The organism is Mycolicibacterium gadium, from assembly GCF_010728925.1.
In the GTDB taxonomy this organism is placed as follows: Bacteria; Actinomycetota; Actinomycetes; order Mycobacteriales; family Mycobacteriaceae; genus Mycobacterium; species Mycobacterium gadium.
In genome coordinates this window covers 5,145,474-5,159,576 of record NZ_AP022608.1, presented here as the reverse complement: position 1 = coordinate 5,159,576, position 14,103 = coordinate 5,145,474, and the positions used below count along the sequence as shown (strand labels likewise).

At 66.7% G+C, this 14,103-nt stretch carries 11 protein-coding genes; 5 read left to right on the top strand and 6 right to left on the bottom strand.

The annotated features are described in order from the left end of the window. The first annotated feature begins 164 nt into the window (after positions 1 to 164). Positions 165 to 1,748 (top strand): serine/threonine-protein kinase, encoded by a 1,584-nt coding sequence (locus G6N36_RS25570; RefSeq protein WP_163690904.1) that lies wholly within the window; start codon positions 165 to 167, stop codon positions 1,746 to 1,748. On the opposite strand, the gene G6N36_RS25565 is transcribed toward G6N36_RS25570, so the two are convergent. From G6N36_RS25565 to G6N36_RS25555, 3 genes are all read right to left on the bottom strand, one after another. After that, entirely contained in the window at positions 1,742 to 2,704 is a 963-nt protein-coding gene (locus G6N36_RS25565) for a serine hydrolase (protein ID WP_179964869.1), read from the bottom strand. The genes G6N36_RS25570 and G6N36_RS25565 overlap by 7 nt on opposite strands. A 107-nt stretch (positions 2,705 to 2,811) precedes the next feature. Then, positions 2,812 to 4,614 (bottom strand): serine/threonine protein kinase StpK7, encoded by a 1,803-nt coding sequence (gene stpK7 / locus G6N36_RS25560; RefSeq protein WP_163689529.1) that lies wholly within the window; start codon positions 4,612 to 4,614, stop codon positions 2,812 to 2,814. A 71-nt stretch (positions 4,615 to 4,685) separates the two neighbouring features. Further along, entirely contained in the window at positions 4,686 to 6,044 is a 1,359-nt protein-coding gene (locus G6N36_RS25555) for a cytochrome P450 (protein WP_163689528.1), read from the bottom strand. Positions 6,045 to 6,177: 133 nt separating this feature from the next. Between G6N36_RS25555 and G6N36_RS25550 the strand changes: the two genes are divergently transcribed. Beyond that, complete coding sequence (locus G6N36_RS25550) at positions 6,178 to 8,550, top strand: lysylphosphatidylglycerol synthase transmembrane domain-containing protein (protein ID WP_163689527.1); 2,373 nt, start codon at positions 6,178 to 6,180, stop codon at positions 8,548 to 8,550. Positions 8,551 to 8,593: 43 nt separating this feature from the next. On the opposite strand, the gene G6N36_RS25545 is transcribed toward G6N36_RS25550, so the two are convergent. From G6N36_RS25545 to G6N36_RS25535, 3 genes are all read right to left on the bottom strand, one after another. Continuing rightward, the gene (locus G6N36_RS25545; RefSeq protein WP_163684333.1) at positions 8,594 to 9,559 is read right to left on the bottom strand and encodes a DDE-type integrase/transposase/recombinase; all 966 of its coding nucleotides are present in this window, start codon (positions 9,557 to 9,559) and stop codon (positions 8,594 to 8,596) included. A gap of 35 nt (positions 9,560 to 9,594) precedes the next feature. Beyond that, entirely contained in the window at positions 9,595 to 10,029 is a 435-nt protein-coding gene (locus G6N36_RS25540; RefSeq protein WP_163684331.1) for a hypothetical protein, read from the bottom strand. Positions 10,030 to 10,095: 66 nt separating this feature from the next. After that, positions 10,096 to 11,640: an alkaline phosphatase D family protein gene (locus G6N36_RS25535; RefSeq protein WP_197746616.1), complete on the bottom strand. Its 1,545-nt coding sequence runs from the start codon at positions 11,638 to 11,640 to the stop codon at positions 10,096 to 10,098. Positions 11,641 to 11,825: 185 nt separating this feature from the next. Between G6N36_RS25535 and G6N36_RS25530 the strand changes: the two genes are divergently transcribed. The 3 genes from G6N36_RS25530 to G6N36_RS25520 all read left to right on the top strand — a co-directional run bounded on the left by G6N36_RS25530 (position 11,826) and on the right by G6N36_RS25520 (position 14,088). Further along, on the top strand, positions 11,826 to 12,212 hold the full coding sequence (locus tag G6N36_RS25530) for a DUF2237 family protein (RefSeq protein ID WP_163689526.1): 387 nt from the start codon (positions 11,826 to 11,828) through the stop codon (positions 12,210 to 12,212). A gap of 46 nt (positions 12,213 to 12,258) precedes the next feature. Continuing rightward, positions 12,259 to 12,741, top strand: coding sequence for a hypothetical protein (locus G6N36_RS25525; RefSeq protein WP_163689525.1), 483 nt, complete (start codon positions 12,259 to 12,261; stop codon positions 12,739 to 12,741). A 96-nt stretch (positions 12,742 to 12,837) separates the two neighbouring features. After that, positions 12,838 to 14,088 (top strand): TolB-like translocation protein, encoded by a 1,251-nt coding sequence (locus G6N36_RS25520; protein WP_163689524.1) that lies wholly within the window; start codon positions 12,838 to 12,840, stop codon positions 14,086 to 14,088. The last annotated feature ends 15 nt before the right edge of the window (positions 14,089 to 14,103 follow it).

The following is a 14,103-nucleotide window of genomic DNA, read 5'->3' as shown; positions in this document are numbered from 1 at the left end:
CGTTCACCTGTCGTTACCCCTGTCAGTGCAGTCGTCCCGCCCAACTTTGCCGCTTCCGCTGGACTTCAGCAGGAAGATTATGCGAAGAATCCCACCCGCGACGGATACTGCGTGGTGGAGGAGGTGAGATCGAGGTGGATTCTCCGAGCTCGCGCGTCGGCCAGATGTTCGGCCACTACCGGCTCACCGGCCTGCTCGGGCGGGGTGGCATGGGCGAGGTGTACCGGGCAGACGATACGAAGAAGGGCCGTACCGTCGCGCTGAAAATCCTCGCCGAACAGTTCTGGCAGGACGAAAAATTCAGAACCCGTTTCCAGCGTGAGTCGCGGGCGGCCGCCGTTCTTCAAGAACCACACGTCATTCCGATCCACGACTGGGGAGAGATCGACGGGCACCCGTACATCGACATGCGACTCGTCGAGGGCCAGACCCTGCAGGAGCTGCTGAGCACCGGACCGCTCAAACCCGCCCGGGCGTCGTTCATCATCGGCGGGGTTGCCGCCGCCCTGGACGCCGCGCACGCCGCCGGGCTGATTCACCGCGACGTGAAACCGCAGAACGTCATCGTCACACAGTCGGACTTCCCCTACCTCGTCGACTTCGGCATCGCCGAAGCCAAGGGCGAGAGCGGCTTGACGAACACCGGCATGCAGATCGGCACGTGGACCTACATGGCTCCGGAGCGGTTCCGCGACCGCGAAGCCACTCCCGCGGTCGACGTGTACGCACTCGCCTGCGTTCTGTTCGAATGCCTGACCGGCGAACCGCCATTCCAGTCGAACAGCATCGAGCAGATCATGACGTCGCACCTGTTCATGCCGCCACCACAGCCCAGCCAGGCCAATCGGGCCCTGTCACCGACATTCGACGACGTCGTCGCGCGCGGAATGGCCAAAGAACCCGATGACCGCTACGGAAGCTGCGGAGCCTTGGCCCGGGCGACACAGCGCGCCGTGGAATCGGACACCACGATCAGGCCCACCCCGGATCCCGGTCCCACGATGCCGGTGCCGACACAGCAGGCCTGGAATCGTCCGCGGACGGCCGCAGGCGCCGGCGATCCGACCATGCACCGGCCGGCGAACGTCGCCCCACCGCAGCCGCCGTACCGCCCGCCGCCGTCGCATCCTCCACCGCCCACCCCCAGCGCGCCGCGACCCGCCGCCAGTTCTCCGCCGCCGGCGGCGACCTCGCGCAAGTGGTTGATGCCGGCCGTCATCGCGGCCGTCGCGGTACTGGTGCTGGGCGGAACCGGGATCGTGATCGGAGTGCTGACCAACGACGACCCTCCCCCGCCGGTGCCCACCGATCGTGCGGATCCCCCGGTCCCGCGGCCCGGCGCCGATACCGATACCAGAACCCCGGAGCCGACGCCTACCGTGGATCCGCTGTCGGAGGGTTCGCCTCCTCCGCCGCCGCTGGTCGGCCGGGACACCAGCGCCAACCCGACGAGTTGCACCGGCGACTACGCGCTTCCCGGCCGCAACGATCCCGGCACGCACGCCCGCCGGGGTTCGGCCGACACCTCGTGCTTCTTCACCGACAGCGTTCTGCGTTCGTATTGGCAGAAGTACGGTGACGCCAGCCGTGACCTTCGAGAGGTGTCGGCGCCCGGTGCTGTCGATTGTGTTCCCGGCAACGGATTCCGCTGTGATGGAGCAAATTTCGTGATGGAGTGCCAAGCGCGTCCAGGCAACGCCTACATCACCTGCACCGGCGGCCGAGACGCCGTCGTCTATCTCTACTGAGGGCAGCTACCCGCGGGCAACAGGTCGGCATGGTCGGTAAGCCAGGTCGTGATCTGCGTCAAAGCCGCTGTCCCGTCGTCGAATGCGCCCGATCGCGGTTCGACGGCCACCGCGACGACCGCCGACCCGTCCCTTACGGGGATGACCCCTAACTGGCGGACGAGGTAATTGCCCGCCGGCGAGGGACCCCAGCCACCTTTGAATTTCGCGCCGGGGAGCATGCCAAGGCCCCAGCGCTGGTCGGGCTCGACCTCTCCCATCAGATCCATGACCGGCTGGTCTCTGGGATCGCACGCGGCCGCTGACAGGAACGTCGCCTGATCGGCCAGCGACCACGTCGTCTGCCCGAACGCGGTGAACTCCGGCCTGACCTTGCGGGATTCGACGGCGGTCGGTGCGCCGGCGTCGGCCAGCACTGCCTCCACCTTCTCGGCGGCCTCGGACGAGTCTCCCAGGCTCGCCCAGATCGATTCGGCCGCATCGTTATCCGATTGGGTGATCGCGGCCCGCATCGCCTCGGTGACCTGGCCGGTCTCCCGCAGGCCTGCGATGGCCAGCGGCACCTTGATGGTCGACCACGCCGTCCCGGTGCTCCATTCGCCCGCCGTCACCGGTGCCGGTCCCGCGCCCAACGGTCGGACGACGATGCCCACCGTTGCATTGAGTTGGGCTGCGAGAGAGGCGAACTCGGTGGCGAAGGGCCCGCCGTCGACGGGCGGCGGAACACCGGGGGTCGCGGGCGACGACGGCGCCTGGGTGAGGAGCGGCGGCGCACTGCTGCTCTGCGTGGACGCCGGCTCAGCCGAGATGTTGCGACCGATGACGATGCCGCCCCCGACGATTCCGATGGCTGCCAGGGCGGCGACGAGCACGACCAGAGATCGGCGGGGGCGATTCTGATTCGAGCGGGTGTCTCTGGGACCCGGCATCGGTCGGCTGTTGGTCGTGGTGGCCATCTCCCCCAGTATCACGGCTGTCGGCGCGGACTCCGCGCAGCAAGGCGGCACGCTGTTGATAACAATTTGACACCGCAGTGCAGCCGAGGAACCTCAGACTGTGGGAATCACTTCGCCGCGCCGTTGATCCTCGGTGTGAGGATCATGCCCTTCTCGACGCCCCACATCGTCGCGATCGTCTTGTATTCGCCGGTCTGAATCAGGTGCTCGAGCGCCTTAAGCAGCGATTGCGCCAGGCCTGATCCCTTGGCCACCGGCCAACCGTAGGGAGCCGAGTCGAACACCTCGCCCGCGGCCTCCAGTTCGCCGCCCGAGGTCTTGATCGCGAACAACGTCACCGGTGAATCCGCCGACATCGCATCCACCTCCCCGTCGATGAGCGCTGCGGTCAGATCGTCCTGGCTCACGAACACCTTCTTGTCGATCGGCGGCTGCCCGGCAGCTTCACAGGCGCCACTCTTCGCCGGGATCTCCTCCGCCTCTTGCAGAGACGGGTATGCGACACCGACGGACAACCCACACGCATTGTTCGGATCCACTCCGCCGCCCGGGCGTTGCGCCCACAGCGTCCCCGCCTCGAAGTACGTCACGAAGTCAACCGATTCCTCGCGCTCCTTGGTGTCGGTGAACGACGACATCCCGACGTTGAAGTCGCCGCCGCGCACGGAGGGAATGATCGCCTCGAACGCCGTTTCGCGGTACTCCGGCACCAACCCCAGGGTGCGGGTGATCGCATTCATCAGGTCGACGTCGAAACCGACGATTGCTCCACTGGCGTCCTTGAATTCGTTTGGGGCATAAGGCACATTCACCCCGATGATCAGCCGGCCCGTCGACCTGATGTCTTCGGGCACCGTGGCGGCGATCGATTCCACCGCGCCGGGCTGCGGCCCCGGCGTCATCGTCGACGAGCTCTCCGCCACGCTCGCGGGTTCGGCCCCACCGGAGCCGCCCCGCCATTGCCAGACCCCGAGACCGCCTGCCACCACCACCAGTGCCACCGCGACGGCGACCGCGACGAGGCGCCCGGACACGTGCCGTCGGGCGGGGGCGGCACGTCGGGCCGAATGCCGTCCGCTGCCCGCCATCCGCACCGGTGCATTGAGCGCACGCCGTGCGGCAGAGGCCAATTCGGCGGCCGACTGATACCGCTTTCCCGGCGACTTCGCCATGCCCTTGGCGATCACCGCGTCGAACGCCGCCAGCTTCGGGTCGACGGCCGATGGCCGCGGAATCGGCTGGGTCATGTGCCCGGCGATCTGCTGTTCCAGGCTCTGCGCCGGATAGGGCCGCAAGCCGGTCAGGCATTCATAGAGCACGCACGTCAGCGCGTAGATGTCCGACGTCGCGTCGACCGGCTTGCCCTCGAACCGCTCGGGCGCCATGTACGCCATCGTCCCCAGCGTGCTGCCCGCGGTCGTCAACCCGACTTCCCCTGCGGTTCGCGCCAGCCCGAAGTCGATCAGGTAGACGAAATCGCGGTCGGTGATCAGGATGTTCGACGGTTTGACGTCGCGGTGGATCAGCCCAGCGGCATGTGCGGCGTCCAGCGCGGTCGCGACCTGTTCGGTCACCTTGACCGAGAGTTCGGGATCCAGCGGGCCGGAGGTCTCGTTGAGCATCGTCCCGAGATTGCGGCCCTCGATCAGCCGCATATCCAGGTAGAGACGGCCGTCGATCTCGCCGAAACTGTGGATCGGCACGACATGTGGGTCGTTCAGGCCCGCGGCGGCCTGGGATTCGCGCCGGAACCTGGCCTGGAACGTCTCGTCGGCCGCCATGTTCGGCGGCAGCACCTTGAGGGCGACGATGCGGTCGGTTCTGGTGTCGTAGGCCCGGTAGACCTCACCCATTCCCCCTCGGCCTATCAGCCTTTGAAGCTGATAGTGCCCGAATGGTGTCGCATCCACCGTCAACTCCTCGGCAGCGGGCCCCCCGCGTCACGTGTCGATCGAAACTACATCAGGTTTGCCAGAAAGTCCTACGAGTGGGCGACTTGCGCTGGACCGGTGGGCGCGACCTTCTTGACGGCACGGACGGTGATCTGCCCGCCGCGCTGCGGCGTCATGATGACGTGCTTGAGCCTCGTCTTCTCACCAGGCTCGGAAGTGGTGCTCAACTCGACGCGACGCAGGATCTCGCGCAGCACGATCCGCATCTCGACCATCGCGAAACCCGCACCGAGACAACGCCGATTGCCGCCGCCGAACGGGAACCACGTCGTCGGACTCAGCGTCGCGCCGACCATCCGGTCCGGATCGAACTTCTCGGGGTTCGGGTAGACGTTCGGATCGGCGTGCACCGACGTGATGCTGGGGACCACCATCACCCCGACCGGTAGCTGGTATCCCCCGACCTCGACGGGTTCCTTCAGGATCCTGCCGACGTCGGGGACCACGGGGCGGATCCGCAGCGTCTCCTTGGCGATCGCGTCGAGGTACTCGTCACCGGCGGCATCGCCGGCCTCGGCCGCGGCGACGGCTCGCGCCAGAATCTGCGGGTGTCGGGTGAGCCGCTCCAACGCCCACGCCAGCCCGGTCGCCGTGGTGTCGTGGCCCGCCACCAGCAGGGTGATCAGCTGATCACGCAATTCCTTGTCGCTCATCCCGGTTCCGTCGGCCGCGCCGGCCTGAACCAGCATGGCCAGGGCGTCGGTGCGCTCGGCGAGGTTGGGATCGGCGCGACGTTCGGCGATCTCGGCGTACAGCAGCCGGTCGGCTTCGGCCATATTGCGTGCGAACCGCCGCCATGCCGGGCTTTTCTGCAGCTTCGGTTTCGCGATGGCCAACGACTCCCACGGGCCGACTTTCAACAGCCGGGGCATCACGTCGCGCAGTGCGGCGAGCCGCGCCGGATCGCTGGCGCCGATCACCGTCCGCAGGATCACCTCCAACGTGATCTCCGACGTTTTCGGCGCCACCGCGAACGGCTGGCCGACGGGCCAGCCCGCGATGTTCTCCGCCGCGATGTCAGCCATCAGCTCGGCCTGGCGTGCGACCGCGTCACGATGGAACGGGGCCATCATCAGCTTGCGCCGTTCGCGATGGACGTCGCCGTCGATGACCAGCACCGAGCTCGACCCCAACAACCCGCCCAGCATCGAATTTGCTTCGCCCGCATGGAAAATCCGCGGGTCGCCGGCGAACACCGTCTTGATCGCCTCTGGGTCGGCCATATAGACCATCTCGCCCATCATCGTGTTGCGCAGCGTGAACATCGTGCCGTAGCGGCGCCGGCACGACGCGACGAACTGCGGCCACCACCGCATCATCAACACCAGCTGGACCGCGGCGGGCAGTTTGGGCCCAGGGGGGAGAGCATTCCGCACTGTTGGACTCATGCCTAATAGGCTACGTGCGGGAGTCGGCCCAGGCAACGGGTTGGGCGTTTCCGATAACCTCGGTCACGAGATGTGCGGCTAATGTGTCGGCGAGTCGCGCACCGGCGCGCCGCATCCGAAAGATCCTTTATCTATGCGAGTTGACGGGCGGGACATCACCGTCACGGGTAGCTTGCTGCAACCGTTGACCCGCCGGACCAACGACATCTTCCGGCTGGTCCTCTCGGCGGTGTTTCTCGCCGTCGTCATCACCAGCTCGCTGATCACGCGCAACGAGTGGGTCGCCCTGGAACGGTCGATCTCCGAGATCGTGGCGGTCCTCACCCCCACCCAGGCCAACCTGGTGTACCTCGCATACGGCGTCGCGATCCTGGCGTTGCCGTTCGTCATCCTGGTCAGCCTCATCGTGGCCAGGCAGTGGAAACTCCTCGGCGCGTACGCGGCCGCCGCTGCGATCGCCGGTCTGGCGCTGTCGATCAGCAACGCCGGCATCGCGGCGCCGCAATGGCACTTCGACCTCCGAGACCGTCTCGACACGGTGCCGTCGCAGTTCGTCGACGACCCGCGCTGGATCGCGATGCTCGCCGCGGTGCTCACCGTTTCGGGGCCCTGGCTGCCCGCGCGGTGGCGGCGGTCATGGTGGGCGCTGTTGCTGGCGTTCGTACCGATCCATCTCGTGATCAGCGCGGTGGTTCCGGCGCGCTCGCTGTTCGGGCTCGCCGTTGGCTGGTTCATCGGCGCGCTGGTCGTGCTCGTCGTCGGCACCCCCGGCCTCGATGTACCGCTGGAAGGGGCGGTTCGCGCCATGGCGCGCCGCGGGTGCGTCGTGACCGCACTCAAGGTGGTGCGGCCGTCCGGTGCCGGGCCGCTGATCCTGCACGCGGAATGCGACCAGCAGCAGACGACGGCCGTGATGCAGATGTACGGACCACACCAGCGCGGCGGCGGCGTGCTGCTTCAGGTGTGGCGGAAGGTTCGGCTCCGCGATCGGGAGACCGCGCCACTGCACGCGTCGATGCGTCGCGCGGTAGAACACCGGGCGCTGATGGCGATCGCGATCGGTCAGCTGAAGCTCGCCAACATCTCCACGATCGCGGTAGCCGGGCTCGAGCGCAGCTGGACGTTGTACGCGCACACCCCCGCGCACGGGACGCCGCTCGGCGATTGCACGGCAGCCATTCCCGTCGACCGAGTCTGGGAGTCGTTGCGCGAACTTCACGACTGCCAGATCTCACACGGGGACCTGCGCGCCAGCGAGATCACCGTCGAGGAGACCGTGTTGTTCGGTGGCTTCGGCAGTGCCGAGTACGGCGCGACCGACGCGCAGCTGCGTTCGGACATCGCACAGTTGTTGGTGACGACGACCCATCTGTACGACGCGCCGTCGGCCGTACGGGCAGCGATCGATGCATTCGGCAAGGACACTGTGCTAGCGGCATCGCGGCGTCTCACCAAAGCAGCTGTGCCACTGCATATCCGGCAATCCGTGCGCGATGCGAAGACCGTCATCTCCGCCGCGCGTGACGAGGTGAAGCGTCAGACACGCGTCGATGAGATCCGGACCGAGACCGTCACGCGATTCACCCGCAGCCAGCTGATCCAGCTCGTGCTGTTGATTGCGCTGGTGTACGTCGCGTATCCGTTCATCAGCTCGGTCCCGACCTTTCTCACCGAACTCCGCACTGCGAACTGGTGGTTCGCACTACTGGGACTGGCGGCGTCGGGGCTGACTTATCTCGGTGCGGCGGCGGCGCTGTGGGCGGCCGCCGACGGCGTGGTGAAGCTATGGGGCCTGATCGTCATGCAGGTGGCCAACAAGTTCGCCGCGACGACGACCCCGGCGGGCGTCGGCGGTCTTGCACTCAGCGCGAGGTATCTGCAGAAGGGCGGCGTCACCCCGATGCGCTCGACGACCGCTGTCGCGCTGCAACAATCGGTGCAGGTGATCACCCACATCGTGTTGCTGATCTTCTTCAGCACCGCGGCGGGCGTGTCCGCCAACCTCTCTCGGTTCGTGCCCAGCGTCAACGTCCTGTATCTGGTGGCCGGCCTGCTGCTGGGGTTGGTCGGCACCTTCCTGCTGGTGCCCCGGCTGCGGCGCTGGCTGGCGACGTCGGTGCGGCCGCGACTGCAGGAGGTGATCGGCCATCTCATCGAACTGGGCCGCGAACCCAAGCGCCTGGCGATCATCGTACTCGGTTGTGCGGCAACCACTCTCGGTAACGCGTTCGCGTTGTGGGCAGCCATCGAGGCGTTCGGCGGCAACACCTCGTTCATCACCGTCACCGTGGTGACGATGATCGGCGGCACGTTGGCCTCGGCGGCGCCGACGCCCGGCGGAGTGGGGGCGGTGGAGGCCGCGTTGATCGGCGGTCTGGCCGCATTCGGGATGACCGCCGCGATCGCCGTTCCGGCGGTGCTGCTCTACCGTGTGCTGACGACCTGGCTGCCGGTGTTTGTCGGCTGGCAGGTCATGCGGTGGATGACGCAGAGCGGACGCATCTAGCCCGTCGCGATTTCGGTGCGCAAACAGTCGCTAGCGGGCGTTGTCAAGCTGCGTGGAGTCGGTCGGGGTCGTTTTCGGGTGGGAGGTTGATGCCCACAGTGGCCTTGGGTGATTCGGTGTGCGGGCGTGCGCGGAATCGTTCGGGGTGGGTGTCGTAGTAGGCCTGGAGGGCGTGGTCGCGTTGGAGCCACCGCTGCGTCCATTGCCCGTCGTGGACCTCGGCGGGGGTGAACAGTGCGATCCCGCTGTGGCGGTGGTGCTGGTTGTACCAGGAGACATAGGAGTTTACCCAGGCCCGCGCGGCATCGAGATCATCGAAGATACCGGGATAGTTCGGCCGGTATTTCATCGTGCGGAATTCCGATTCGGAGAACGGGTTGTCATTGCTGACCCGTGGCCGGTTGTGGGTCTGAGCGATGCCGAGATCGGCGAGGAGGTCTTTGAGATCCGTCGAGCGCATCGCCGGCCCAGAATCGGCGTGCACGACTGCGGGCGACCCGTGGGTGGTGATCGCGGTCTGGAACATCTGCGTGGCGAGATCGTCGCTCTCGCGTTGCTCGACGCGCCAGCCCACGATCTTGCGAGAGAAGATGTCAATTATCGAGTACGCCTTGAACGCCACGCCCCGCCACGGGGTGCGCAGGTCGGTGATGTCCCAACTCCAGATCTGTTGCGGGCCGGTCGCTTTGAGTACTGGTGCCGGCCGCGGAATCTTGTTCGTCGAGCGGGTCGGGCAGATCGGACGAGCGCTTTGATCGACGATCGCGGCCGCGATACGCCACCAGGACCGCCGTGAGGCCAGCATCACCCCGTCATCCCAAGCGGCGGCAAACGAATGGTCCACCGACGTGCCCGCCTGCCAGCCGGTGATGATCTTGTCCTGGATCACCACGCGGTCACCCGCGCAGATGCGCGCGGGGTAGGCCCGATCTTTCTGCGGCACCGGGTTACTCACCCGCGGCCGCGGCTTGCGGCGGTAATGCCACGTCGAACGCGACAACCCGATCATCGTCAGCGCCTGGCGCTGGGATCTGATCGCGGCGCTCAGCTCGGCGACGAGTCCGTTCTCGCGCTCGAGGAATCGTCGAGATCGGTCATCGTCAGGGCTGCATCGGGCTCTTCGGCGTTCATCGCATGCAAGAGCCCGATAGCTTTTCCCAGGGCCTCGTTGGCGTGTTCGAGCTCGCGTACCCGCGCCTGTAGTCGAGCCACTTCGGCCTCGTCGCGCTCCTGTTTCGCCGTCTGCGCCATCGCCAGCGCCGATCGTTTCGCCGGGGGAACCGTCACACCACTACCTTCTCGCGGAATAAGCCCCCGGTCGAGATCACCGGCGAACACCGTGGCTTCCCACCGCCTCAACTGGCGCACCGATACCCCCTGAGCAGCACGCCAGGATCCCTTCTGACCATGAGGCAACAAGTGATACTCAATGACGAACTCATGAATCTCGGCAGAGCTGAACCCCGCACTGATCGACACAACCCAACCCCTTCACACTGGCCCAAACCGACTCACAACCAGCGTGGCAAAGAGGGTAGGCGATCGTTAGCGCACCGAAATCGCTAATATGGGGGCGCGGTCCGATACGACGAACGACGCCCCCGTCCGCACCTCGGCGCCCGGCCTGGATACGTAGGGCAGGACGCGAAAGTCCGCCCGCATCTCGTCCGCGGCGAATCTGGCCCGCACATATCCGCGACGACCGCTGAAGTACCGAAGGTGCGGGTTCTCGGGCAGCATCGCCGCGATGTCGTCGCGCATATCAAATCCGTCGCCGCCCGAGCTGATCGACGTCGTCACCAATTCGGTAGCCACCACCGGCGATAACGGGTCATCGGGCCGAGCATGCACCTCGGCCGCCCAATGCGAATGCACGTCTCCGGTGAGCACCACGGCATTGCGGACGGGCGAGTGCACGAGGCCGTGAACGACCCGGTCGCGGTTGGCCGCATAGCCGTCCCACGCATCGGGGTTGAATCCGCGACCCGCACCCGGTGTGAACTCCACCTGCGAGAAGAACACCTGCTGGCCGAGGATGTCCCATCGCGACCGAGATCGCTGAAACCCGTTGAGCAGCCACCGTTCCTGTTCGGCGCCGATCAGTGTGGCCGACGGGAGCTTCCGTTCGTCGCAGTTCGTGCGGAACCCATCGCCGCACGGCTGATCGGTGCGGTACTGCCGGGTGTCGAGCATGTGCAACGTCGCCAGACCGCCCCACCGCACCCGACGGTAGAGCTTCATGTCGATGCCGCGCGGCACCGCCGACCACCGCAACGGCATGTTCTCGTAATAGGCCTGCAGTGCCGCGGCACGGCGACCGGGAAAAGCTGGGTCGGGCCTCTCCGGCACTTCGTCGGCCCAGTTGTCGGCCACTTCATGGTCGTCGAACACCGCCAGCCACGGCGCCACCGCGTGCGCGGCCTGCAGGTCCGGATCGGTCTTGTACTGCGCGTACCGCTGCCGGTAGTTGGCCAGTGTCACCGTTTCGGGACCGGCATGTGCCCGCACACCCATATCCGAAGCGGCGTACTCGTATTGGTAATCGCCAAGGTGTACAACAAGATCCGGCTGCTCCTCGGCGAGCCGGCGGTACGCCGTGAACCAGCCCTGCTGATAGTTCGCGCACGATGCGACGCACATCGTCACCGGTGCCAACGACCCGCCCTCGGGCGAGGTCCGCGTTCGGCCGACCGGCGACACATGACCACCGGTGCGGAAGCGGTAGAAGTACTCGGCACCGGGACGCAATCCGGCGAGTTCGACGTGCACACTGTGCGCCGACGCCGGGACAGCTGTCGTGATCCCCCGCTGTTCGATCTGGCTGAACCACTCGTCGCGCGCCACTTCCCATTCGACGTCGATCGCCCGTGCCGGCATGCCTGCGAATCCGTCGTCGGCCAACGGATTCGGTGCCAGCCGCGTCCAGATGACCGCGCCGTCTGCGGAGGGCTCACCGGACGCCACGCCGAGCGTGAACGGATCGGATCGGATGGGGCTCAAGCGGCGATCGTCGGTGAACCCGACGACCGGCAACGCGCCGAGCGCGAGCGCACCTTTGAGAACGGCGCGGCGGCTCGGACGCAGGGACACGGCCGAGTGTCAGAAAGCCAGCTGTCCTGCCGGTGACGGGCGGACATCCGGTGTCTCCCGCCGGTCAGGCCATTGCGCGAAGATCCGGCTACGACGCGACGAACGTGGGTTACCCGCACGCTTTCCGGTGTGCGAACGTGCGGGTAACCCACGTTCGCGCAAATCGGAGAGGCCATACTTAACGGGTGGGTGAACGCAATGTATTGGGCGGTCCGCTCGAGCCGTGCGGCACCGATCCGATGACCGGCTTCTACCGCGACGGCTGCTGCTCGACCGGACCTCAGGACGTGGGCAGACACACCATCTGCGCCGTCGTGACCGCCGAATTCCTCGAGCATCAACGCTCCATCGGCAACGATCTGTCGACCCCGATGCCGCAATACCGCTTTCCCGGTCTCGAGCCCGGCGACCGTTGGTGCGTCACCGCGGTGAACTGGCTGAGGGCATATGAGGACGGCTACGCCGCCCCGGTCGTCCTGGCCTGCACCCACGAACGCACGCTCGACGTCGTTCCGATCGAGGCGTTGCGCGAGAACGCCGTCGACGTCCCCGACGACCTGGAAAGCCTTTAGCGCAATACCCGTCAGCACGTCTCCGATCAGGCATACCGTGTGCGCTATGACCGATCAGGAACCCGCAGTCGCCGCTGCGCATCCACCCGAGAAATTGCTCCGCATCGTCAACCCGATGCTGCGCAAGCTGCTGGGCACCCCACTGGCGGGTTCACTTCGCAAGCAGCTGATGGTGCTCAACTTCAAGGGACGCAAATCCGGCCGCCAGTTCTCGATTCCGGTGAGCGCACACCACATCGACGGCGCGCTGTACGCCATCGCAAACGCGGGTTGGAAGCACAATTTCAGCGGCGGCGCCGACGCCGAGGTTCTGCTCAACGGCAAGACCACGAAGATGCACGGCGAAGTCATCTCGGACCCAGCCGCCGTCGCCGATCTCGCGCACCGCGCCGCCCAGTCCTACGGCGTCAAGAAGGCCCAGACGATGATGGGTCTCAAATTCCGCGACGACCGCATCCCCACCGTCGACGAGTTCGCCGAGGCGTTCGCCCGCGACAAGATCGTCGCGGTCAAGTTCACCCCGCGCTGACCCACCTCGGTCAGCGAGTTCAGTCCCCGCTTCCGACCGCATCAAGAATCCTCCAAGCCGCCTCGTGCACCCTTCCACCACTGGAAAGGACTGCACATGAATCAGATCTTGCGTCGAGCCTCTGTCGTCGCGGCGACAGCGGCGGTGGTGGTCGGATGCTCGTCGACGGAGCCGGCCGCGCACCCCGGCGAACCCGCGCCGTCGGCGCCAGCCACCTCAACACAGACGCCCCTTGCCGCAACGATGGCCGCATACAACGAGGAAGCGCCCATCCAGGACGTACCTTGGTCGGAGGTCGGCCCCGGCTGGATGCTCGCGATGTGGAACGCCGCCACCCCGACGAACGCCGGAGACGAATTCGAGCCGGGCGATCCGACGCCCTACAACTCGGAGACGACGCTGTACCTCGTCAACCCTGAGGGGGGCCGCTACGCGATCACCACATTCGAGGCGCCCGGCGAATCCGGTTCACTACCCACCCTTGTCGACTGGTCGGGCGACGGGACTCGAGCACTGTTCTCCCGCACCGGCGACGACCTGACCGTCATGCAGGTCGACCTGCGCACCGGTGAGCGGACGTCGTTCCGGGTCGAGGACGGCTTCGCGGTGACCCCGCGCTACTCGCTGCCCGAAGGCAAAGCGGTGTTGTTGCTCGAATCGCGGACCACCGAAGGCCCGGCATCCCTGACGCGGGTCGATCTCTCCGGTAAGCAGCAGCTGACGTACCCGGTGGACAAGCTCGGGAGCGAGTTCAACGAGTCGTTCCTCTCCACACCCGACGGCACGGAACTGATGCTCGGCACCGATCGGGGCCTGACGCGGATGGGCAACGACGGAACGCCGGGCAAGGAGCTGCCGGTGCCGGACGCCAGCTATTGCCTACCGATGCGGTGGTGGGACGCAGATGTGGCCCTGACCCGTTGCAACGGACCGGATTTCAGCTATTCGCGGCTGTGGCTTGTTCCCCTCGACGGCACGGCGCCGACGCCTCTGACGGCGAAGAACGACGGAACGCAGGGCCCCGACATGGCCGACCTCAACGCGTGGCAGGTGCCGGAAGGCACGTTCGTACAGGCAGCGGGCGGATGCGGCTTCGTGTATCTCGCGACGCTCAACGCGGACGGTACGACGACGCCGGTGTCGGTTCCGGACGTGGACGACAACCACAGCGTGCGCGTGCTCGGCGTCAAGGACGGCAACCTTCAGTTGCAGGCGACCCTGTCGTGCGGCAGCGGCGAGACGCTCGTCGACTACGACCCGGAGGCGGGAACGTCGACGGTTCTGCTCGGGGGTGACACCAACGGCGGTGGCGTCCTCGACGCCTTGGCCTACCCGGCGCGGCCCTAGCCGGGGCGTCGCTCG

Bases quoted from the DNA above. Each gene is read 5' to 3' on its own strand.
- G6N36_RS25565 (WP_179964869.1), bottom strand. From the start codon at position 2,704: ATGGCCACCACGACCAACAGCCGACCGATGCCGGGTCCCAGAGACACC.
- G6N36_RS25550 (WP_163689527.1), top strand. From the start codon at position 6,178: ATGCGAGTTGACGGGCGGGACATCACCGTCACGGGTAGCTTGCTGCAA.
- G6N36_RS25570 (WP_163690904.1), top strand. From the start codon at position 165: ATGTTCGGCCACTACCGGCTCACCGGCCTGCTCGGGCGGGGTGGCATG.
- G6N36_RS25545 (WP_163684333.1), bottom strand. From the start codon at position 9,559: ATGATCGGGTTGTCGCGTTCGACGTGGCATTACCGCCGCAAGCCGCGG.
- G6N36_RS25520 (WP_163689524.1), top strand. From the start codon at position 12,838: ATGAATCAGATCTTGCGTCGAGCCTCTGTCGTCGCGGCGACAGCGGCG.
- G6N36_RS25555 (WP_163689528.1), bottom strand. From the start codon at position 6,044: ATGAGTCCAACAGTGCGGAATGCTCTCCCCCCTGGGCCCAAACTGCCC.
- G6N36_RS25525 (WP_163689525.1), top strand. From the start codon at position 12,259: ATGACCGATCAGGAACCCGCAGTCGCCGCTGCGCATCCACCCGAGAAA.